This window comes from Haemophilus haemolyticus (assembly GCF_003493605.1).
Taxonomy (GTDB): Bacteria; Pseudomonadota; Gammaproteobacteria; order Enterobacterales; family Pasteurellaceae; genus Haemophilus; species Haemophilus haemolyticus_J.
The window spans coordinates 182127-205144 of record NZ_QQKA01000001.1; the positions used below are offsets into that span (position 1 = coordinate 182127).

A 23018-nucleotide genomic window follows, 5' to 3' on the forward strand; every position below is an offset into this window, starting at 1 on the left:
TTCGTCGTGTTTTTTTTAGAACAAAACCTACAGATTCTCTATTAAACTATCTTTGGTGCATGCTTGCAAGCCGAATAAAGTGAAATATTGAGTGAATAAAAGACAAAAAAATACCGCACTTTCATGCGGTATTCACAAAATTAATGGCTACTTAATACTTGTGCTGGTTGTAATTTAGCTGCCCTACTTGCTGGATAAAGACTAGCAATTAAACTCAATGCAAGCGCTGCGACTAACACCATCAAAACATCCAACCAATGTAACTCACTTGGCAAAAAATCGACAAAATACACATCGCCCGATAATAATTTCTTACCGATAACCCACTCAATGCCTTGAATAAAAGTTGTCAAATTTAATGCAAGTATAATGCCTAATACAATACCAATTAAGCAACCTTTCATTCCTGCCTGTAAGCCATACCAAATAAAAATACGTTTAATGAACGCATTATTCGCTCCAAGCGTGCGCATAATGGCTATATCGCCTTGCTTATCTTTTACCGCCATAATCAGCGTAGAAACAATATTAAAACATGCCACCCCAATCACGAGCACCATCGCGATATACATCACTGTTCGAATAAGTTGAATATCGCGATACATATAACCAAATTTACCAATCCAGTTTTGAATATAAAGCATCTGCGGATAATCATTAAGCATAGATAAATCCAGATTTTTCACAGAAAAAGGATCATCTAATTTCAATTCAACACCTGTTATTTGATCTGATTTATAAGCCAAAAATTCTTGCGCTTGAGCAAGCGGTAATAAGGCATAACTATAATCCAGTTGCCCATCTAAACGTAAAATTGCAGTGACTTGCACGCGTTCACGAGTGGGTTGAGCAAATTGTTCATCGCCGTTTTGCTGAGAAATAAGCAAGGTAATCCAATCCCCTACTTTTACATCAAGTTCTTTAGCAATACCTGATCCCAAGACCAATCCGCCTTCTTTCTCAAATTTGTTCCAACCTTGCTCTTGTACAAAATTGCCAATTGAACTTACGTTATCTTCAGCTTGTTTTTCAACACCTTTGATCTGAACCACTTTCAGTTTTGAGCCATTTTCTACCAATGCAGTAAAACTAACAAAAGGAGAAATACCTTTAATTTGGGCATTTTGTTGTAAGCGTTTTTCTAAATTTTGCCAATGATGAATTGTGGGATCTTTCGCTTGAGGAGCAGAAAAAATCTCAATATGTGGCACGACAGCCAAAATCCGTTGGTTAAGCTCACGCTCAAAACCGTTCATCGCACTTAAACCAACAATTAAAACTGCAACCCCCAGCGCAATACCAATAGCTGAAAATTTTGCAATTAACGCAACCAAAGGATTTTTCTGCTTACCACGTTGATAACGCCAACTAATAAAAAACGGCGTATTCATCATACACCTTCCTTCAAAATACCATCTTGCATCACTAAACGGCGTGATAATTTTTCAGCAAGCCCCATATCGTGAGTGACTAATAAAAAAGCGATATTTTGCTCTTGGTTAAGTTGTTGAATGAGTTCAAAAATGCTTTCTGTGGCCTTGTGATCGAGATTCCCTGTTGGCTCATCCGCTAAAACTAACGATGGATTATTCACCAAAGCTCGCGCAATCGCCACACGCTGACGTTCCCCACCAGAAAGCGCAGATGGACGATGGGTAATTCTATGGCTTAATCCCACCGCGCTTAACATTTTTTCGGCACGATCTTTCGCTTCTGTTTTATTTTGATGACCAATCAACATCGGCATCATCACATTTTCAAGTGCGGTAAAGTCCGCCATTAAATGATGGAATTGATACACAAATCCTAAATAACGATTACGCAAAGCCGCTAATTCATTAGCCGATGCTTTTTGCAAAGATTGTCCATTAATAAACACTTCACCACTACTTGGCTGATCAAGTCCCCCTAAAGTGTGCAATAACGTACTTTTCCCTGAACCTGAGCTTCCCACAATCGCAACCAACTCTGCGGGTTCCATAAAAAAAGAAACGCCTTTTAACACTTGCGTTTGATTTTCACCTTCTTGATAAAATTTATTGATATTTTCGCATTTTAATAAATAGTTATTCATTTTTTACTCTTTTTAACCGCACTTTAGCGGTAAATCATCTCATTAAAAACTGGCGCGAGTCTATCACACTTTTCCCTGAGCTTAAATTTCAATGCGCCCAAAGTATTCAAATCTCGTTTCAGGAAAATATTTTTTAAGATAACCCTTTAAATAACCTTGCGTCTCTTGACTAATGATGGGATCGTATTCTGGATAACCGTTATACATTACGCTTAGCACTGACACCCCATGAGAACGACAAGCCTCTAAACTTAATAATGTGTGGTTAATACTACCTAATTTTCCCGATGTCACTAAAATCAAAGGGTAATTATTTGACTGGATATAATCTAACGTCGTCGCGTCGTCACAATAAGGCACCATTAATCCTCCCGCCCCCTCCAACAATACATAATCATATTTTTCTGCCAAAAGTGCGGTGGATTTTTTAATAATTTTTTCATTAATTTCTCGCTCTTCGAGCTTTGCAGCTAAATGAGGAGAACAAGGATATTCAAAAAGATAAGGGCAGGTTTCGCCTTGTAAATCTTCTGCTGTCAAATCAATGCCTTGAATCTTTCGATGTACAAGCAAATCATCAGCAATATTTTTACAGCCTGTTTGAATCATTTTTTGTGTAATAACGGAAAAGCCTTGTTCCATCAACTTTTTAGCATAAATGCCTGTTGCAACAGTTTTACCTACATCGGTATCAATGCCCGATACAAAAATAACCTTGCCCATAAATACGCCTTACTGATTTTTAGCATGAGAATAACGTGCGATAAAAAACAATGGATGGTAAGTTAACCCCACTTTACCCGATGGCAAACTAAAAGCCTGCAAGTAATCATCAATAAATTTGTTGAGATTTTTTCTTGTCCAATTTTTTCGGTTCGTGGCTGTTACACCGGTATATTTCAGATGTTTGAGTACATCCAATGGCGTATCAAACTCTAGTATTACAGTAAAATCGTCACACCATAAAAGCTCAAAACCATTGGCTAACCAATTTTGCCATTGAGATAAATTCGGATAACTTAACCCCACATTCGCCATTTGACGAATCTCTTTTAAATTATCTTCACCAAAGCTAGTAATCGCCAATAAACCATTAGGTTTCAATCCTGTTTTACAATGGGAAATAAAATTGTCAGGATAATGAAACCACTGCACGGCTGATGCACTAGCAATCAAGTCAAATCGTCGTTGAAAAGAAAAGTTTTCCGCATCGCCACAAGAAAAATCAAAGGGTTGAATCAGCTTTTCAGCGAGTAGAGAGCGCACATCGCACAAATCATTAAATAACCAATAATTGGCTGAAATCTGTTTCTGCAACAACGTACTCAACATACCAGAACCGCAACCAAGCTCCAAAACACTATCTAGTGACCCATTTGGTAAATAGTCTTGCAAATGCATCATTAACTTAATATTCATTTTTTGTTGAATTAACGCATGTTCATCATAGCTATTTAAGGCTTTTTGGAAGGCGTGTTGAATACGCGATTTATCTACGGAAGTTAATGATTCCATAATGCCGACCAGTGGGTAAATCTTGAAAACACATAATGCTCACCCTCTATTTCCTGAACGGCACAACGGGATGCCCAATATTTGTGCTGATTAGCTGGCGTAAAAATTTTATCGCGAGAACTAACCCATGCATTTGCCCAGTGAATAAGATCGGTGCGTTTATCCTGCTGAATCATCGCAAAAAGTGCGGTGAGTTCTTGATGAATTTCGTTAAATGGTCGTGCAGAAAATTGCTGATAACGTTCAAAAGATACTTTGTCACCACAAATTCTACGTTCAAACTTTGAACGAGTATTTTCTGTGAGATTATCTAACGTACCTTTAAAAATAGCATAGGGAATACCGAAGCTATCATCACAAGGTAAACCTGTGCCATTCACTGCTGTTGCTGATTGTAAGGTGATTCCTTGTAATACTCGCTCTGCCACCCAAACACCCATTGACCATGCGACTACACGAATTTGCTGATAGGCGGAAAAATGAAAATCCAAATTTAAATCTTGATAATCATAGCAAATCAATAAATCGTGATTTTCCGGCAAAATCAAATGATTTACAGCATCGGGCGGCGTTCCCCAACCTGCAAAATACAGGATTAAATGTCCGCCTTGATGATTGTAAAATTTTGTTTTCATATCATATCCTTACAGGCACGCCGCAAACTGCCGCACTTCATCCGTTGTCATATCTGCCGTTAAAGACAGGCGGATTCTGGATGTGTTTTTGGGTACTGTCGGCGGTCTGATGGGCAGGCAATAATAACCCTGCCTTTGCAGATATTCCGCTTTGGCAAGGGCGGCTTCATTCCCGCCTAAAATATAGGGGACGATACAGGTTTGGCTCGGCATTATTTGCGTCCGATGCGCCACTTCCCGCCGTAAAAATGCACTTAACTGCTCAAGATGGCTTCTTTCTTTTGAGAATTGCGGCAATCGTTCAAAAATAAAATAAGTCCAAGCCACATTAAACGGCGGCAATGCGGTTGAAAAAATCAATGGGCGCATTTGATTAATCAAACATTCTTTCAATACTTGGTTGCAGACGGCATACGCCCCCACCGAGGCTAAGGCTTTACCGAAAGTGCCGACCAATAAATCAATCTCGGCAATCAAATTATCCCGTTCGGCAATCCCCAATCCGTTTTGCCCATAAACACCGATTGCGTGGGCTTCATCCACATAAAGATAAGTATTGGGAAACTGTTTTTTTAATTGGACAAGCTGTTTCAAATCCGCCACATCGCCGTCCATACTGAAAACAGATTCGGTAACGATAAAAGTGCGGTCAAATTTTCCGACGTTTTTTTCAAGCAGATTTTTCAAATGTTCATAATCATTATGACGATAACGGAAAAACGCACACCGGCTCAAACGGATGCCGTCAATCATACTGGCGTGGACAAATTTATCTGCCAAAATCAAACTTTTCGTCGTCGTCAAAGCAGGCAAAATACCGAGATTGGCGTGATAGCCGCTGTTGAACAATAACGCGCTTTCCCGTTGGAAACGTTGTGCGACAAGCTCTTCCAAATCGGTATAAATAGGAAAGTTGCCCGTTAATAAACGCGATGAAGAACTGGTAAAAGAGGGAAAATTACCGCCGTATTGCTGCAAAAAAGACCGGCGCAAGTTTTCATCTGATGCCAAACCCAAATAATCATTAGACGACATATTCAGCATTTTGCGGTTTTCCCGCGTAATATACCGCCCTTGATGAATCAAATCCGGAATCGAACGATATTGATTTTGCGCGCCGAGTTGTTCAAGCTGTTGTTTAAAGACGTTCATTATGATGTAAATATTCCTGAGTTAAAGCCAGAATCATGCCTTTTGTTAATTTCTGAAGTTCATCATCTTTAATCACAAACGGCGGCATAACATAAACCAATTTTCCGAAAGGTCTAATCCAAACACCTTGTTCCACAAAACGCGGAACTAAAGTTTTCATATTTACCACACTTTTCATTTCGACCACCCCAATCGCCCCTAATACGCGAACTTCTTTGACATAATCTTTTTCAGATAAAGGCGAAAGCTGTTGTTTTAAGGAATGCTCAATTCGCTGAATATTTTGTTGCCAAGTACTTTCCAACAATAAACGGATAGATTCCGCCGCAATTGCACAAGCCAACGGATTTGCCATAAAAGTGGGGCCGTGCATAAAGCATTTAGCCTCACCACTACAAATAATTTGTGCAATTTCAGTGCTTGTAATGGTTGCCGATAAAGTTAAATAACCACCTGTTAAGGCTTTACCGATACACATAATATCTGGCGAAATGCCTGCGTGTTCGGCTGCAAACAATTTTCCTGTTCGACCAAATCCCGTAGCGATTTCATCAAAAATCAGCAAAACGCCATATTGTTTACAAAGTGCTTGTGCTTTCACTAAATAAGTTGGCGAATAAAAATACATACCGCCCGCACCTTGTACAACAGGTTCTAAAATCAGTGCGGCGATTTCATTACCTTTTCGTTCAAGTAAATCAGCTAAAGGTTCAATCGCATAATCATTCCAAGATTCATTAAATGGAATATTGGGTTGAGGAAGGAAATATTGTACGGGCAGGCTATGATGAAATAAATGATGCATACCTGTGGTTGGATCACATACCGACATCGCATTCCAAGTATCGCCATGGTAACCAGAACGGATGGTGGCGAATTTTTGTCGTTGTGCTTCCCCTTTTGCGTGCTGATATTGAATAGCCATTTTCATCGCCACTTCCACAGCGACAGAACCACTATCAGCAAAAAAGATCTTATCTAATCCATTTGGCAAAATTTGTACCAATAATTGAGCTAATTCCACCGCGGGTTCATGGGTAAAACCGCCAAACATAATATGGCTCATTTTTGCCAATTGATTCTGTGCCGCCGCATTTAAGCGTGGATGATTATAACCGTGCAACGCCGCCCACCAAGAGGACATACCATCAATTAAACGACGACCATCTTTTAAAGTTATCATCACGCCATCAGCACGTTCTACCGCATAAAGCGGCATATCAGAAGAAACGGAAGAATAAGGATGCCAAATATGTTGTGTATCAAAAGCTAAAAGTGATTGTTCATCCATCATTCATTTACCATTAAAAACTTATTCGTATCGCAAAGCAGCGGCAGGTTCTACTTTCGCAGCTCGATAAGCGGGATAAAGTGTAGAAAGTAAAGAAAGCAACAAGGAAAATCCAATGACAAAAATCATTTGAATAAAAGATAATTCTGTCGGTAAAAAAACACCCTGTGGATTTACCGCACTTACAATGTCCGTTAAATTCAACGTGACTAAAACACCCAAAATAGCACCGAGCAATGTGCCAACAAATCCCACCAGTAATCCTTGATAAATAAACACTGAACGCACTTGGGATTTTGTTAAGCCCTGAGTTTGCAAGATCGCAATTTCCCCTTGTTTATCCACCACCATCAAACTTAATGAAGTCACGATATTGGAAATCGCCACGACAATGATCAAACTAATCAACAATCCCATCATATTTTTTTCCATTCTCACCGCTTGGAAAAATTCACCTTTTTGCACACGCCAATCCGTAATTTTTTGTGTTGGGAAATGTTGTGGGAGTTCTGTAATTTGGAACGGATCATTCAAAAATAAACGATAGCCCTGAGCTTGCTGCGGTTGAATACGCATTAAGCGACCAATATCTGTAATATTAGCAAAGGATTCGTAACCAGATGCTTCGCCATAATCATAATAAATATCGCTAACCGTAAATAAACGCTGCATTGGCACGCGACCAAACGGTGTATATTGGCTGTTTTCCGTAATCATCAAACGGATTTTATCCCCTACATTCACGCCCAATTTTTTGGCCAGTTGATCACCAATGACCAATTTAAATTCACCTGTCGGTAAAATTTCATTAAATTTAGCCTGATCAAAAGATTCAACCAAGGGATCATCAGAAAATGATTGAATACCAATGATTTGTCCTGCACTCACGCCTTTTGTCGTTTGATAAATCACATTTGTTGTATTGATCGGCACCGCTTTTTGGACAAAGAGCGGTAAATTTTCTAATGTTTTTTCTGTAGAAATGGTCTGTTCTTCACTCACAATCGCGTGAGGAATAGAAGATAGCACCTGTTGTTTTTGGTAACCTTCTAATCCATTCATCACAGAAAGCACGATAATCAATGCCATCACACCTAGCACAATCCCTAGGCTTGCAAGATTAGCCACTAATTGGCCAAAACGATCCGCACTTTTCGCACGCCAATAACGTAGCGCAATATAAAGAGAAATAGGAAAATTCATTATTTTTGATTTAATTGTTGTACAAATTCTTCGATGTTTTGCATTACTTTGCCAACTAATGTAGTCACTGCACTATCACTCGCCCAAGCAATATGCGGGGTGATAATTAAATTAGGCATAGTTTTTGCAGCTAAAATTAACGGATTATCTTTTTCTGGTGGCTCTTTTACCATTACATCCAAAGCCGCTCCGCCTAAATGCCCCGTTTTTAACGCATCAACTAAGGCAACTTCATCAATCAAAGGCCCACGCCCTGTATTAATCAAAAATGCACCTTTTTTCATTTTGGATAAGGTGTCTGCATTAATTAAATTCTTTGTTGTTTCAGTTAATGGGCAATGCAACGTCACAATATCCGCTTGTCTTAATACTTCCTCAAATGGCGTATAACCTTCACGGCAAAAAGTGGCATCTTTGTGTTCTGCATAAAGCACCTTCATTCCCACGGCATTCGCCAAACGCCCCACTTCTGTCCCTAAGCAACCTTTACCAAATACGCCTAATGTTGAACCGCGCACATCTGTAATTGGGTAATCAAAATAACAAAATTGTTTGCTTTTAGGCCATTTTGCTTCCGATTGATCGCGTAACCAACCTGCAAAGCTGTGTTTTAAAGAAAAAATCAGACCGATTACGTGTTCTGGTACTGTTGTGCTGGAATAACCTGTCACATTACGCACGGCGATGCCCATTTCTTCTGCGGCCACAAGATCAACATTATTTGTACCCGTTGCAGTAATCGCAATCAACTTTAACTTAGGTAATTGTTTTAACGTTTCTCGATCAAAAATGGCTTTGCTCGTAATAACAATATCAGCATCTTTCGCTCTTTCAATCGTTTCTGCAGAAGAAGTATGCTCATATTCAATCCAAGTATGCGCAAAACTTGGACGAGGAATAGGGATATGGTTCGGGATAGCTGTACTATCCAAAAAGACGATATTCATTGTTTCTCCTTTTATATACAAAGTGCGGTCAAAATTAACCGCACTTTTGGTGAAATATTTTCTTAGATTGAAGTATCCAGTTCAGGGAAAGATTTTACTAAATCATCAATGGCTTTTATTTGAGAGACAAAACCTTCAAGAGCAGAAAGAGGCAATGCAGAAGGACCATCACACTTCGCTTGATTTGGATTTGGATGCGCTTCTAAGAATAAACCTGCAATTCCTACTGCTAAACCAGAACGCGCTAATTCTGTTACTTGCGCGCGACGACCACCTGATGCAGCTCCAAATGGATCACGGCATTGAAGTGAATGGGTTACATCAAAAATAACTGGGCTACCCTTAGATGCTTTTTTCATAACACTAAAGCCAAGCATATCCACAATTAAATTATCGTATCCAAAGTTTGTTCCACGATCACAAAGAATGATTTTATCGTTGCCACATTCTTCGATTTTTTCCACGATATTACCCATTTGACCAGGGCTTAAAAATTGTGGTTTTTTCACATTAATCACTGCGCCTGTTTTCGCCATCGCTTCAACAAGATCTGTTTGACGAGCCAAAAAGGCTGGAAGTTGAATAATATCGACAACATCTGCAACGGGCTGACATTGATAGATTTCGTGTACATCGGTAATAATTTTTACACCGAATGTATCTTTTAATTCTTGGAAAATTTTTAAGCCTTCTTCTATACCAGGACCGCGGTAAGAATGAATAGATGATCGATTCGCTTTGTCAAAAGAAGCTTTAAATACGTAAGGCACGCCAAGTTTCTCCGTCACTTTCACGTAAGCTTCGCAGACTTGCATCGCCATATCACGACTTTCAAGTACGTTCATTCCACCAAAAAGCACGAAAGGTTTGTCATTTGCAACATCAATATTGCCAATTTTTACAATTTTATTTTGCATAAATTTTCCTTAAATCAATGGAGGGGAAAAGGATCTTTATCAATCTCGCCCTTAAGTTCTAAAAGTTGAGTTCGGATTAAAGCTGCAGTTGGGTCTTCCGGACAACGTTCCACAAAAAATTCTAAATCTTTTAATGCCGAAGAGTAAGCACCCATCTGAGCTAAAACTAAACCGCGATCACGGATGTGATAAGGATCTTCATCATTACCAATCAGTAAATTCTCAATATAACGGTATGCCATGTCGTTATGCTCTTCGCGGATGAGCGCATTCTTCGCCAGTTGCTCAAAACGAGAATAAAGTAAAGAAAGATCGGCTCTATCAAGTTCTTCAGGTTGAATTTGCACACCAAAGCCAAATGCACCTTCATAAAGTTGCTGTAATTTTTCTTGCGATATATAAGTGCCATCCCAAGGATCAATAAAAGCTACTTCATCTCTGACTTCGGCACGTAAAATGAGCTGTGTTGGGAAATTTACTGGGTAAATCGGCAAATCCAATACCTCGGCTAAATAAAGCACAATTGCTCCAAGAGTCACTGGCATTCCTTGATGATGCTCCAATACATAAGGCAAATATAAATTGCGTGCGTAGAAATACTCTTCTGAATCGCAATGAAAGCCCCAATCACCATAAAATAGCTGTAGTAACTGATGAATCTGCTCTTCTTTCGGCCAATCTGGCGAAATTTCTTTACGCGCTCGACGTACAAGCCCGCCAATTTTTCCCCGAAGTTGCGCTTCTGATGTACCATCATCTGAGATGGTATTATAAAAATGCACAAATTGATCATATAACGCACGTCGATAATATTTCATTACTTCTTCCAAAAACCTAAAGTGACGCGCTCATTGTCGCCATAATCACGCACGGTTTCAACCATTTCCCAATGATTTTCTTGGAAAATCGACCGCACTTTTTCGCCTTGTTGCCATCCGTGTTCAAGCAATAATGCGCCATTAGAATTCAAATAACTCGGCGATAATTCAATAATATGACGTAAATCAGCATAACCCGCATCATTGGCAACTAATGCAGAAAGCGGTTCAAAACGCACATCTCCTTGATGTAAATGTTCATCTTTAGCATCAATATAAGGCGGATTGCTGACAATAAGATCAAACTGCCCTGTTATATTTTCAAACCAACGGCTCTGCAAAAATTGCACATTTAACTTATTTTTTTCTGCATTAGATTGAGCTAACGCCACAACATCAGGCATAAGATCAACACCAATTATTTCTAACAAAATTAGTCGTTTTTGACAAAGAGGTGAAAGCTCCGATGATAATGCTAACGCGATAGCGCCTGTGCCAGTGCCAAGATCAAGAATACGAAAGTGCGGTGGATTTTCTTGTAATTTGTCTAAAGCAATTTGTAATGCCTTTTCCACTAAAGTTTCGGTATCTGATCTTGGAATCAAGGTGCCTTTTGAGACATTTAATGGCAATGACCAAAATTCTTTTTCGCCAAGAATATAAGCGATAGGTTCGCCTTTTAGACGACGATCTAAAAGTGCGGTCAATTTTAACCGCACTTTTTCATCAATCTCGGTATCATCAAAAGCAAGGATTCGCGTACGCGATTTACCAGTAGCATGTTGAAGAAGCACAAGCGCATCAATTTTACTATTTTCAGTGGGATTTTTTTGTGCTAAATCCGCAATCGCTTGTGCCAGCCATTCTTTATAATTCATTATTTTTCGTCTTTTAACACAATTGTGCCAACCACTAAATCAGTTAAAGAACGACGATCATCGCGCACAAGTGCAACAATACCGCTAATAATCAATAAGAAACTTGTCCATGCCAATAAAATATCAATAATCTCACGGCCGATGTATTTACCAAATTCAACAGGCTGATTAGTATGATAATTAAATACGCGCAAGCCTAACCAACGTTTTGCCATTGTTTGGCCATAAGTTTTCATGAAATATAACTGAAAACCAGCATATACAATCGTCCCCACTACACCGGCAAAATCCCCCAATACAAAACCAAGACCAACCATCACCCAAAATACAAGCCCATTAATTATACTTGCAAGCCAACGTTTAAAACGGCTCGCTTGAGCAGGTTGAGAAGGTTTGAAAGCAGAAGAAAATTCAGCATCTTTTTGATTTTCAATAATCATTTTATTTCTCCGTAAAGTTAAAAAGGACATCTGAAATCAGATGCCCCTATCATTAATTCTGTTCAGACAATGCCGCTAACTGATCCGCTTGATATTCGGTAATAATCGGCTGAATCAGTTCATCAATTTTACCATTCATTACTTCATCCAAACGGTAAATTGTGAGATTGATACGGTGATCTGTGACTCGACCTTGCGGATAATTATAAGTACGAATTTTATCAGAACGATCGCCCGAACCTAATAAGTTACGGCGCATATCTGTTTGTTCTGCAGCTTGGCGTTCTTGCTCTGCTTGAACAATACGTGACGCTAATACCGACATTGCTTTCGCTTTATTTTTGTGCTGTGAACGCTCATCCTGACATTCCACCACAATACCTGTTGGAATATGTGTAATACGCACCGCAGAATCCGTTGTATTTACATGCTGACCACCAGCGCCTGATGAGCGATAAGTATCAATACGTAAATCTGCAGGATTAATTTCTGGCATTTCAGACTCTGGCAATTCTGGCATTACCGCAACAGTACAAGCAGAGGTATGGATACGCCCTTGTGATTCAGTTTTTGGTACACGTTGCACACGATGACCGCCAGACTCAAACTTTAACTGACCATACACACCTTCGCCAGTGACTTTAACAATCACCTCTTTATAACCGCCTTGCTCACTTTCGTTAGCACTTAGCATTTCTACACGCCAGCGTTTACTTTCAGCATAGCGACTGTACATACGGAATAAATCACCGGCAAAAATACCCGCTTCATCACCGCCTGTTCCCGCACGGATTTCTAAATAGCAGTTATATTCATCATTAGGATCTTTCGGCAGTAAAAGAATTTGAAGTTGCTGTTCCACTTCTTCAATTTCCACTTTGGATTCTTCAATTTCCATTTGCGCCATTTCTTTCATTTCAGGATCGTCGAGCAATATTTCAGCTTCTTCAATATTTTGATTTAATTGCGTCCAACGATTAAAACATTTCACCACTTCTTCAAGTTGCGAATATTCTTTAGAATACGCACGGAATTTATCCTGATCACTAATTACAGAAACATCGCCTAATAAGGCTTCTAGCTCTTCATAACGTTCTTTTAAACTTTCTAATTTTGCAATAATGGAATCTTTCATCATTTGTAAGTCACCGAAAATAAAATCGGCGTATTCTAGCCGATTTTAGGGAGAATTGACAGCGAAAAGGAAATTAAGAATTTCAGACGCTTTGTTGGTGACTTACTATTTATGAGTCTCTTCTTTTTGATTGAGCTCACGATATTTATCACACCCTTCTTGACTGCGTAAATCGCAAGCATCGCCAAAGTATTTTTGGGCTTTGGATTCATCTTTTTCCAACTCTCCTAGCTTAATTAACACTTTCGGATCTTTGCTTAACACCAATTCTTCTTTAATCGCTTCGATTTTTTCTTGAAACTCAGGTTGTTTTGGTAAATCATCACGACTAAGAATATTCAGTTTTAAATCGGTTATATCAGTAATTTTTTTCTCTTTACAAGTCGAATGTTCATTACATCTATTCAGTAGTTCTTCAACCATTTCCTCATTCTTTGGACTAACTAAACCTAATAAATAAAGCGTGGCTAGATTTTGGTAAATATCAAAATCTACACGTCCAAGTAATAGTAGAAAAAAATCAGATGAACTATTTATTTTTATATTTTTGTAAGCTTCACTATACCAATAAAATGCTTTCTGCCAATCTTGTTGCACACCATCACCATAAAAATAGGCATTTCCTAAATGTGCTTGAGACGCTGGAAATCCTGCTTCAGCGTTTTGGGTCAATAACATTATTGCACTTAAATTATCTCCTTTAGCAACCAAGCGGAGTGCCTGGGAATCTTTCGCATTATAACTCCCTAATTGAGCGGCTTTTTCAAGATATTCATCTTTTCTTTGCTTATCTAAATTGGATAATTGATAATAAGCCTCAGCATAATTCTGTGCCACAGCTTTCTCATACCATTTTTTAGCAAATTCTTCTTGATCATTACTTTTATAGATTTTAGCCAACTGAAATTGTGCAGCTGGATAACCTTTTTCTGCTAACACACGCAAACGCTCAGCAGGGAATTGGCTTAATTCATTACGCGCTTTTTGATCGTTATAATGCTCTTCACGCTCTAATAAACGTTCTAACTTCCGAATTTCTGCCTGTTCTGGGTAATATTGGGTAAAATACACCGCTCCGCCACCAATCACCGCCAATAATAAAACAGCTAAGGTTAATTTTTTCTTCATTATTTTGCTCCCTAATTTAATTCTTTATACATCTCACAACCTTGTTGAACGCCATTATCACAAGCCTTGCCAAACCATTCTTTGGCTAAAGCTTTATTTACTTGAACACCTTTTCCTAAAATATATGATAATCCCAATATAAATTGAGCCTGTGCATCTCCCTGCTTCGCCAAAGGCAACTAAAGTTTAAAGGCAGTTTGATAATCGCCCCTCGTCGTGGCTTCAACGCCTTGTTGGAATTGCTGCTCAGGTGTATCTGCCCAAGCAGTAGAATGAAAAGAAGCAAGTGAAAAGCCTAGAATGGCAGTAGTGATAAGTGTTTTTGGAAGTTTCATAGAAATTAGTCCTTTATTTTTGTAAAAAATTATAAAACAAACTATTGTTTAGTTGATAATATTGATTACACTGCCTGTAAAAAGGGCAAGGAATAATATAATTTTAAATGCGTGCCACATCAAATTTACTTAAATCAATACGATCTTCTGTGCCATAAAAAATAGCAAGAGCATGGCGTAACGTTTCAGCTCGTTTTGGTAAACCTTTTTCCGCGTAGATTTTCACTTGCTCATACACAGCTTGTTTAAAAGGCTGTGTATCGCCCGGATTGCCATTCAAATTATCCGTACTGGCAAAATAACGGAAACCTGCCGCTGTTGCTAAAATCCACTCTAATGCTTGCGGTTTAACTTCAACTTTTTCAAAGTCACGCTGGCGTTCTTCAGAACGTCCATCTGGCTCATACCAATAACCAAAATCTTCTAGTTTACGGCGTTCTTTGCCTGCAACTAACCAATGGGCAATTTCGTGCAATGCACTGCTGTAAAATCCTCGCGCAAAATAAATCGCGTTATAAGGCACTTCATCATTTGCGGGTAAATAAATGGGCTCATCACCGCCTTTGACTAAGCGAGTATTGTATTCTTCTTCAAAACATTGATTAAAAATTGCAATAATATCTTCTAATTTATGTTCCATGGTATCGACTCCTAAAAAACCGCGAGATTATATCACCAGAGGCTCATTTGTTCTTGTTTATTTTCTTCAGGTAAATTGACATGTAACCCAATCAAACGAATCGATCGCCCTTTTGCTCGCATAAAAATTTGGGGAAGTAATTGCTGAAAACTCTCCAAAGAAAGTGGCAAACCTGTTTTTTCTAAAGTGGTTACTTGAAAATCTTCAAATTTAAGTTTCACGCCGATTTTACGAAATGCAGATAACGGTATATTAGAACTAACACGTTCAAGGCGACGAATTAGCTCTTGATAAAGATTATTTAATAAAGCTAAAGCTTGCTCAACTGTGTGAATGTTCTCAATCAACGTCTGTTCTACGCCGACTGATTTACGTTCACGGTGGGCTTGTACTTCACGATCATCAATGCCATGACTAAAGTCCCAAATACGTTTACCCGCTTTACCAAATTGATTTAATAAGACGATTTGATCAAAGTTTTGAATGTCAGCACAAGTTTCTAATCCCATATCAAGTAATCGTTGTGATGTTACTTTACCCACACCAGGAATTTTATTTAAAGATAAGGTTTTAATAAATTCACTGGCTTCGTTCGGTTTAATCACAAATTGCCCATTAGGTTTATTCATATCCGAGGCGATTTTGGCAAGGAATTTTAAAGGCGCCACACCTGCCGAGGCAGTTAAATTCAACTCATCAAAAATGGCTTGGCGGATTTCTTGTGCGATCCAAGTAGCTGAGCCAGAACATTTTTGGCAGTGCGTAACATCTAAATAAGCTTCATCTAAAGAAAGTGGTTCAATAATATCGGTGTAACGCTGGAAGATTTGATGAATTTGTGCTGAGACTTGTTTATACAACGCCATATTCACAGGCACAAGAACTAGATTAGGACACTTTTTTATGGCTTGAGCCGTTGGCATTGCACTATGTAAACCAAATTTTCTCGCCTCATAATTACAAGTTGTTAATACACCTCGTTGACGAGAAGAACCACCTACAGCAACAGGCTTTCCCTGTAAATTAGGATTTTCACGAATCTCAATTGATGCGTAAAAACAATCCATATCAATGTGAATAATTTTTTTATCTTGTAGCATAAAAAAGTGCGGTTAAATATTTTCTAATATTAATCAAGCAAACAACTGTTTAAATATACACTTAAATTAATATCCTTGCAATTTAACCTTTTATAAATGCCCTTTAAAGCAGCAATTCAATCAATCTCAACTTTCCCTACCTTTCTTTTTTTGTTAGACTAACACGCAATTTTGGGGCTGATTCAGGATTCGACGGGATTAGCGAAGCCCAAGGTGCACGTCGAGGTGCGGTAGGCCTCGTAAATAAACCGCAAAAAAATAGTCGCAAACGACGAACAATACGCTTTAGCAGCTTAATAACCTGCATTTAGCCTTCGCGCCCCAGCTTCCGCTCGTAAGACGGGGATAACGCGGAGTCAAACCAAAACGAGATCGTGTGGAAGTCGCCGTTTGAGGATCGAAGCACTAAATTGAATCAAACTAGCTTAAGTTTAGCGTGTCTGTCCGCATGCTTAAGTGAAATTAAAGACGAGACTAAACGTGTAGTACTGAAGGTAGAGTAATTTCGGACGGGGGTTCAACTCCCCCCAGCTCCACCAAACAAAAAAAACTAAAGCCTTGATTATCAAGGCTTTAATTTTATTTAATCATTAACAAATTCTTGGTAATGGTTCATTTGTTGGTAAATCTAACAATCGACTTTGTCCAAAAATGCCTACTAAACGCACTTTTTTATCGGTTGTCACTTCACCAATCACAGCCGCATTTTCACCTAATGGATGACAACGAAGTGCGGTCAAAATTTCTGGTGTTTTTTCAGCTGAAGCAACGATAACAAGCTTGCCTTCATTAGCGAAGTTTAATGCTTCAAGACCAAGTAATTCACAAATTCCTCGCACTTCTTGGCGAATTGGTAAGGCTTGTTCATCAATATTAATCCCTAGCTGTTGTGCCTGTGCAAATTCATGCAAAACAGCATTGACTCCCCCACGGGTCGCATCTCGAACTGCTTTCACACCATCTACTTCGCGTAAATTTTCAATCAATGGATAAAGCACGGCGCAATCACTGTGAAGATCCGTTTGGATACCCAATTTTTCTCGTAAATTTAAAATTGTTGCGCCATGATCCCCAATAGTGCCGCTAACAATGATTTTATCGCCAGCCTGAATGTTATGAACACCCCAATCCAAATTTTGAGGAATAACTCCAATTCCACTGGTATTGATAAAAATCTTATCCACTGCGCCTTTTTGTACCACTTTTGTATCGCCGGTAACCACCTGAATGCCCGCAGCTTTTGCGGTTTCAGCCATTGATTGAATAATTGCTTTAAGATCCGCAAGCGGCAAGCCTTCCTCCAAAATAAAGCCACAGGATAAGTATTTTGGCATCGCACCGCACACCGCCACATCATTTGCAGTGCCGCACACTGCTAATTTCCCGATGTTACCACCAGGGAAAAAAATGGGATCAATCACAAAACTATCCGTGCTAAATGACAGTGTTTCGCCTTGCTTTGCTAATTCGGTTAATGGAATTCTTGCCTGATCTTCCCCTTGCGCCAAAATTGGATTGGCAAAGGCTTCAACAAAATAATCTTGGATCAATTTCTGCATGGCAGCACCGCCATTACCGTGCGCCATTGTGATAAATTCGCTCATTTTATTCTCTCCGATATTGATAATAGGCTGCACATGCACCTTCGGAAGAAACCATTAATGCGCCATAAGCATTATCTGGATTACAACCTGTGCCAAATAATGGGCAATCAGATGGTTTACAACGCCCAGTCAAGACATCGCCGCAACGAGAATTAGGATCATCCGCCACCTGTTGCGCTTGGCTTTGGAAATAAATTTCGGCATCAAATTCACGATAAGCATCTGTCAATTCCACGCCTGATTGTTCAATTTCTCCCAAGCCACGCCATTCACTGCTTGCTTTAAGCTGGAATACTTCTTGCATTGAACGTTGGGCTAAAGCATTTCCGTGATCATCAACAATGCGTTTATATTGATTTTCGATTTCACAACGGCCATCAACAAATTGCTGCACTAACATCACAATCGCCTGCAAAATATCTAAAGGTTCAAAACCTGTAATCACAAAAGGTTTGTGATATTTATCGACAATCCCTTGATAAGGCGATGAACCAATCACCATACTCACATGCCCTGGCGCAAGAAAACCATCAATTTTGACTTGATCTTGTGCTAGCAAGCTATGTAACGTTGGAATAATTGTGATGTTTTGGCAAACAATCCAGAAATTTTTTGTTCCTAGTTTTTTGGCTTGTTGAAGCGTCACTGCTGTGCTCGGCATCGTCGTTTCAAATCCTAAGGAAAAAAAGACGACTTTTTTATTCGGATTATTTTGTGCAATATTCAATGCATCCAAAGGAGAATACACAATGCGAACATCTGCGCCTTTCGCTTTTGCTTCTAAAAGCGAACCTTTGCGACCTTTCACCCGCATTGCATCACCAAAGGTACAGAAAATAACATCTGGTTTTAGTGCAATTTCAATACAAACATCAATACGTCCCATCGGAAGCACACAGACAGGACAACCTGGGCCATGAATAAATTCGATACTTTTTGGCAATAGCCGATCCAATCCAAATTTAAAAATCGTATGGGTATGCCCGCCACATACTTCCATTAAATACAATGGATTCTGCGCCGTAAAGTGCGGCATTTTTTCCATCAATTTTTCAAGTTGCGCCACTAAACTACGGGCAAGTTCAGGATCGCGAAATTCATCAACAAATCGCATCGATTATCCTTGTTTACGTTGTTGTTCTAGCCAATTTAACCACTCACTGAGACCTTGTTCTGTGGTAGCGGAAAGTTGAATCACTTCAATATTCGGATTCACACGTTTTGCATTAGCAATGCATTGTTCTACATCAAATTTCAAGTAAGGTAATAAATCCACTTTATTTAAAATCATTAAACTTGATGCGGCAAACATATGCGGGTATTTAAGCGGTTTATCTTCGCCTTCTGTCACTGATAAAATCACCACTTTCGCTTTTTCACCCAGATCAAATTCAGATGGACAAACTAAATTTCCCACATTTTCGATAAACATAATACTGTCAGCTTGAGGTCTTAATTTTACCATTGCTTCGCTAATCATTTGTGCATCCAAGTGGCAGCCTTTGCCTGTATTTACTTGAATAGCCGGCACGCCAGTAGCACGAATACGATCTGCATCATTTTCAGTTTGTTGATCGCCTTCGATTACATAACAAGTGCGGTCATTTTTGAGGGCATTTAGCGTCGTCGTTAAAAGTGTGGTTTTGCCTGAACCCGGACTCGATACAAGATTCAAAGCTAAAATATGTTGTTTCGCAAAGAATGCTCGGTTGTGATCCGCGAGTTGATTATTTTTTCCAAGAACATCTTGTTCGATTTTTAACAAACGTTTTTGAGTATCGTCTGAATCGACTGGTTTATTGAAATGAAATGTTGAATGTGAAAAGTTTGGCGTACCTGATTGATGACTTCCTTGATCATCATGAGTATGAGGTAATTCACCAATACGGACTTGCTCTGGATGTCCGCAGCCACAGGTTGTACACATAAATCCTCCGTTTTAATGTGATTATTTGGGCTGAGATTTCAAACTGACTTTCAACAGAAATGATGTTTAAAACACTCAAAACCCTTAGCTTTGTCAACAAATTTGCAACAAGCATAGCACAATCAAAATTCGGCTTTTTGATGAAGATCATAAACTAATAATTTCTGTGGCTAATTCGTTAATAAATCCATGATGATGGGATGAAATCAAAATGGGTAAGGAAAGTTCTCGCAAAAGTGCGGTCAATTTTTCAGTATTTTTTCGATCTAATCCATTGGTGGGTTCATCTAATAATAAGATTTTTGGTTGCATCGCTAAAACACCTGCAAGTGCGGTGAAATTTTTCTCACCACCAGATAAGGTATGTACCATACGATCTTTTAAACGTGTAATACCAAGACGTTCTAATTGCTGTTCTGCAATATGATACGCCTGCTCTATAGGCACGTTTTGATTTAATGGACCAAAGGCAATATCATCTAATACTGTTGGGCCAAAAAGTTGATCATCGGCATTTTGAAAACAAATACCAATCGTGCCACGAAACGGTGCAAAATCTTTTTCTTCACGACAAACTTGGCCAAATAGTTTAATTTCACCTTTGGTTACAGGAACAAATCCCAACAAAGCAAGCAGTAAAGTGGTTTTTCCTGATCCAATTTCCCCTTGTACGAAAAGGCGTTTTTGACCTTCCAAGGTAAAACTCAAATCTTGAATAATTGCTCTACCATTGCGTTCTATACAAAGATTATTTACAGCTAACATGTTATTTTTCTCTCTTTTTTCCGAACTGAAAACCACGACATTTTAAAGCCATTTGTGCCGTTTCGGCTTTCAGCAGGGCATGAATCAATAATAAAGCGACACTTTGAGCCGTCACATAAAGGGTTCGGCGATTAAGCCCAGGACGAAATCCACGAGCGCGCATGGCAATATCCATTTTTTGACGCAATTCGCCAAGCAGTGCAATGTAACGTATAGTCAGCACAAAAAGTTGAATTAATTTTTCTGGTAAAGGCAATTTACCAATAGCTTGAACAAGCACCGCATCATTAATATTCCACAAAAAAAGCCAAAGTGAAATCAACAATAAATGAGTCCGCAAACTCAATTTTTCTGCTAATTCTATACCTTGAAAATTGAGTTCAATGCCATTTTCTCCAATTTTCCAACTTAATGTCGCCCACATTAAAGCAATAAAAATGATTAAAGCAAACCAACGTTTAAGGTAAGGCAAAAAAGATTTTTGACTGAACTGCAGTGAAATAAAAAAGAGAGAAACAGCAAGCACATTAAGGGGAATAAGCCAAGTGAGATCACTCAATCCACTGATGATTAGCCCCCAGATAAACAGATAAACCAACCTAAAGTGCGGTTGAAACAAGCAGTGAATTTTCATTAAGAGACATTCTCGGTACGATTCATGACTTCAGGATACATTTTACCAAGCAAGGTAATCACTCCTACGCTGATAATACTATCCAAAATAAATACCGGAATATGAGAGACTAGCAAGAGCCAAACAAGATTCAGATAACTTTTTCCACCATCTAACATCAGCACAAAAGAAGCAAGCGCCCCTGCTCCGCCAACGCCAATAACGCCAGCACCAATACCGACTAATAAGCGATCTCTTAAAGCCATGTTCGGTTGTAAACGAGAACGGAAAAGATAATGAGCAATCACCGCTGGCGTTGCCATCACGCAAAGATTAACACCTAACACTGCAAATCCGCCAAAAGAAAAGAAGATGACTTGCAATAAAAGTGCAATGAGGAATGCAGGAAAAACAGCCCACCCAAGAAATAAACCAGCCATTCCATTTAAAATTAAATGCACGCTACCAATTCCTACAGGTACATGAATGGTTCCTGCCACAAAAAATGCAGCCGCAAAAAGTGCGGTGAGCGGTAAACGTTCTGATTCTAAACGACGTAACCCCACGGCAATGCCAGCAACAGCAAGCACTGCGCCAGCTAATAAAATAGGCGTATGTAACACGCCTTCAGATAAATGCATTAAATACGTCCTTGTTTAATTTTACGCGCATTACGTAAAGCAATAAGTCCAGCAATACCAACGATATAACCGATTCCGCCTAAAATATCATGCAAATAAATTTTATCTTTTAAATGCGCAATATCTTCACGAAGAAGCATTAAATCTGCACCGCTTTGATTTTCGGCAGATGTATGAGCGGCAACCACTGACGCACGGTGTCCTTCATCGCCTTCCACCACAACTTTTAAGGTTGTATGTGGCACATCAGCAATCGAAAGCTTAAATGCACCTTGGCGGTCTGTTTTTCCAGTTAAAACAGGATCAGAAACACCTGATCGGAAAACTTCTAAATAAGTTTCAGCTGCTGGGGTCATATCAGAATAATAGGATTTACCAGAGAGTGTTTGCCCATCATATTGGGCAAACACATAAAGCGCGTGGGCATAAGCATTCGGGAGATAGCAAGCCGCAAAAAGTGCGGTTAAAAAAACAATTTTCTTCATCCCAAATCCATATTATTGCGCATCAAAAGTTAACATATATTCTACAGAGCGACGATCGTAATCCGCATTATTAGTTACTTTTTCCTCAAACTCTGCCCATACTTTGTTGAAACCTTTAGTTGGCGTAAATTGAGCGATACCTTTTTCATTAGTTAAATTGAACGGAGCATCTTCACTCACGCCCACTTTAATGCCTTGAACTGGTTTGCCATTATGTAACACAAGGATAGAAAGTGGTTTGTTCGCTTGTGCTTTTTCTTGAGGAATCAATTCGTAAGCTTGTTGATGAGATTTGAAAGATTCAGCATCCCATTTCAAAATCGCTTTACCAAATTTAACAGGATTGGTACTAAATTCTGCTGTTGGTTCTTCACGTTTTGTTTTTTCAACGTATTTACCGCTTGGTAATTTTGACCATACGCCATTATCGAAATGAACGAATACTAAATCTGATTTAGGCATAAGATAGGCTTCGCCATTTCTGAATTGGTAATCAACGGCAGTTAATTTTCCTTGCGCATTTAAGGCTTGGATAGATTTAAGTTTAGATTCTGGATAGGTTTCAGTTTGTTCATGTCCAAATTTCACCACGTATTCACCTTTAGCTGAAGCAGGTTCAAGCCAAACATTGTGAGCGTTAGCAACAGACATACCTAAAAGTGCGGTTAATCCCACTGCGATTTTTTTTAATTCCATTTTGGATACTCCTTGTTTGTTTTTGTTTAAGAAAATCTGAATGCATGATAAAATATGAAGTAACTTTAGAGTCAAGTCA

25 protein-coding genes, 1 other RNA gene and 1 pseudogene are annotated in these 23018 nt (G+C 39.0%); 1 reads left to right on the plus strand and 26 read right to left on the minus strand.

What is annotated here, in order from left to right; genetic code table 11:
• Positions 1-140: 140 nt before the first annotated feature.
• The 18 genes and pseudogenes from lolE to dinB all read right to left on the minus strand — a co-directional run bounded on the left by lolE (position 141) and on the right by dinB (position 16208).
• Positions 141-1391: a lipoprotein-releasing ABC transporter permease subunit LolE gene (lolE, locus tag DV424_RS00860; RefSeq protein WP_032825161.1), complete on the minus strand. Its 1251-nt coding sequence runs from the start codon at positions 1389-1391 to the stop codon at positions 141-143.
• Positions 1391-2074, minus strand: coding sequence for a lipoprotein-releasing ABC transporter ATP-binding protein LolD (gene lolD / locus DV424_RS00865; RefSeq protein ID WP_005632371.1), 684 nt, complete (start codon positions 2072-2074; stop codon positions 1391-1393). Before lolD ends, lolE begins: the two co-directional genes overlap by 1 nt.
• An 81-nt stretch (positions 2075-2155) precedes the next feature.
• On the minus strand, positions 2156-2797 hold the full coding sequence (gene bioD / locus DV424_RS00870) for a dethiobiotin synthase (protein ID WP_005632373.1): 642 nt from the start codon (positions 2795-2797) through the stop codon (positions 2156-2158).
• Between the two features lie 9 nt (positions 2798-2806).
• A complete protein-coding gene (bioC, locus tag DV424_RS00875; protein WP_005632375.1) occupies positions 2807-3589 on the minus strand; it encodes a malonyl-ACP O-methyltransferase BioC in 783 nt (260 codons plus the stop codon).
• On the minus strand, positions 3577-4224 hold the full coding sequence (locus DV424_RS00880; protein WP_005632377.1) for a DUF452 family protein: 648 nt from the start codon (positions 4222-4224) through the stop codon (positions 3577-3579). Before DV424_RS00880 ends, bioC begins: the two co-directional genes overlap by 13 nt.
• A 9-nt stretch (positions 4225-4233) precedes the next feature.
• Positions 4234-5376, minus strand: coding sequence for an 8-amino-7-oxononanoate synthase (gene bioF, locus DV424_RS00885; RefSeq protein ID WP_005632378.1), 1143 nt, complete (start codon positions 5374-5376; stop codon positions 4234-4236).
• Positions 5363-6667, minus strand: a complete 1305-nt coding sequence (bioA, locus tag DV424_RS00890) for an adenosylmethionine--8-amino-7-oxononanoate transaminase (protein WP_005632379.1) — start codon at positions 6665-6667, stop codon at positions 5363-5365. The genes bioF and bioA overlap by 14 nt, the downstream gene beginning before the upstream one ends.
• A gap of 21 nt (positions 6668-6688) precedes the next feature.
• Positions 6689-7870: a lipoprotein-releasing ABC transporter permease subunit gene (locus tag DV424_RS00895; protein WP_005632380.1), complete on the minus strand. Its 1182-nt coding sequence runs from the start codon at positions 7868-7870 to the stop codon at positions 6689-6691.
• Positions 7870-8817 (minus strand): 2-hydroxyacid dehydrogenase, encoded by a 948-nt coding sequence (locus tag DV424_RS00900; protein ID WP_005632381.1) that lies wholly within the window; start codon positions 8815-8817, stop codon positions 7870-7872. The genes DV424_RS00895 and DV424_RS00900 overlap by 1 nt, the downstream gene beginning before the upstream one ends.
• 62 nt (positions 8818-8879) lie before the next feature.
• Positions 8880-9734: a 3-deoxy-8-phosphooctulonate synthase gene (gene kdsA / locus DV424_RS00905; protein WP_005632382.1), complete on the minus strand. Its 855-nt coding sequence runs from the start codon at positions 9732-9734 to the stop codon at positions 8880-8882.
• 14 nt (positions 9735-9748) lie between these two features.
• Positions 9749-10552: a SirB1 family protein gene (locus tag DV424_RS00910; RefSeq protein ID WP_005632383.1), complete on the minus strand. Its 804-nt coding sequence runs from the start codon at positions 10550-10552 to the stop codon at positions 9749-9751.
• A complete protein-coding gene (gene prmC / locus DV424_RS00915; protein ID WP_118858743.1) occupies positions 10552-11430 on the minus strand; it encodes a peptide chain release factor N(5)-glutamine methyltransferase in 879 nt (292 codons plus the stop codon). Before prmC ends, DV424_RS00910 begins: the two co-directional genes overlap by 1 nt.
• The gene (locus tag DV424_RS00920; protein WP_192880616.1) at positions 11430-11870 is read right to left on the minus strand and encodes an RDD family protein; all 441 of its coding nucleotides are present in this window, start codon (positions 11868-11870) and stop codon (positions 11430-11432) included. Before DV424_RS00920 ends, prmC begins: the two co-directional genes overlap by 1 nt.
• 52 nt (positions 11871-11922) lie before the next feature.
• Positions 11923-13005: a peptide chain release factor 1 gene (prfA, locus tag DV424_RS00925; protein ID WP_046943218.1), complete on the minus strand. Its 1083-nt coding sequence runs from the start codon at positions 13003-13005 to the stop codon at positions 11923-11925.
• Positions 13006-13110: 105 nt separating this feature from the next.
• Positions 13111-14133 (minus strand): tetratricopeptide repeat protein, encoded by a 1023-nt coding sequence (locus DV424_RS00930; protein WP_118858745.1) that lies wholly within the window; start codon positions 14131-14133, stop codon positions 13111-13113.
• An 11-nt stretch (positions 14134-14144) separates the two neighbouring features.
• Positions 14145-14468 (minus strand): annotated as a pseudogene (locus tag DV424_RS00935) (tetratricopeptide repeat protein).
• A 103-nt stretch (positions 14469-14571) separates the two neighbouring features.
• A complete protein-coding gene (locus DV424_RS00940) occupies positions 14572-15108 on the minus strand; it encodes an elongation factor P hydroxylase (RefSeq protein WP_118858746.1) in 537 nt (178 codons plus the stop codon).
• A 32-nt stretch (positions 15109-15140) separates the two neighbouring features.
• Positions 15141-16208 carry a DNA polymerase IV gene (gene dinB, locus DV424_RS00945; RefSeq protein ID WP_118858747.1) on the minus strand — a complete coding sequence of 356 codons (1068 nt, stop codon included), beginning with the start codon at positions 16206-16208 and terminating at the stop codon, positions 15141-15143.
• 173 nt (positions 16209-16381) lie between these two features.
• Between dinB and ssrA the strand changes: the two genes are divergently transcribed.
• Positions 16382-16747, plus strand: a transfer-messenger RNA (tmRNA) gene (ssrA, locus tag DV424_RS00950).
• A 51-nt stretch (positions 16748-16798) separates the two neighbouring features.
• Here the strand turns inward: ssrA and hypE are convergent.
• The 8 genes from hypE to DV424_RS00990 all read right to left on the minus strand — a co-directional run bounded on the left by hypE (position 16799) and on the right by DV424_RS00990 (position 22939).
• Entirely contained in the window at positions 16799-17812 is a 1014-nt protein-coding gene (hypE, locus tag DV424_RS00955; protein WP_118858748.1) for a hydrogenase expression/formation protein HypE, read from the minus strand.
• A 1-nt stretch (position 17813) separates the two neighbouring features.
• Entirely contained in the window at positions 17814-18926 is a 1113-nt protein-coding gene (hypD, locus tag DV424_RS00960; RefSeq protein ID WP_005632422.1) for a hydrogenase formation protein HypD, read from the minus strand.
• A gap of 3 nt (positions 18927-18929) precedes the next feature.
• Positions 18930-19739 (minus strand): hydrogenase nickel incorporation protein HypB, encoded by an 810-nt coding sequence (gene hypB, locus DV424_RS00965; protein ID WP_118858749.1) that lies wholly within the window; start codon positions 19737-19739, stop codon positions 18930-18932.
• A gap of 147 nt (positions 19740-19886) precedes the next feature.
• Positions 19887-20504: an energy-coupling factor ABC transporter ATP-binding protein gene (locus DV424_RS00970; RefSeq protein WP_118858750.1), complete on the minus strand. Its 618-nt coding sequence runs from the start codon at positions 20502-20504 to the stop codon at positions 19887-19889.
• Between the two features lies 1 nt (position 20505).
• Positions 20506-21138, minus strand: a complete 633-nt coding sequence (locus DV424_RS00975; RefSeq protein WP_118858751.1) for an energy-coupling factor transporter transmembrane component T family protein — start codon at positions 21136-21138, stop codon at positions 20506-20508.
• Positions 21138-21758: a cobalt transporter CbiM gene (gene cbiM / locus DV424_RS00980; protein WP_118858752.1), complete on the minus strand. Its 621-nt coding sequence runs from the start codon at positions 21756-21758 to the stop codon at positions 21138-21140. Before cbiM ends, DV424_RS00975 begins: the two co-directional genes overlap by 1 nt.
• Positions 21758-22243, minus strand: a complete 486-nt coding sequence (locus tag DV424_RS00985) for a hypothetical protein (protein ID WP_005632431.1) — start codon at positions 22241-22243, stop codon at positions 21758-21760. Before DV424_RS00985 ends, cbiM begins: the two co-directional genes overlap by 1 nt.
• Positions 22244-22255: 12 nt before the next feature.
• Positions 22256-22939 (minus strand): DUF4198 domain-containing protein, encoded by a 684-nt coding sequence (locus DV424_RS00990; protein ID WP_046949690.1) that lies wholly within the window; start codon positions 22937-22939, stop codon positions 22256-22258.
• Positions 22940-23018: the final 79 nt, after the last annotated feature.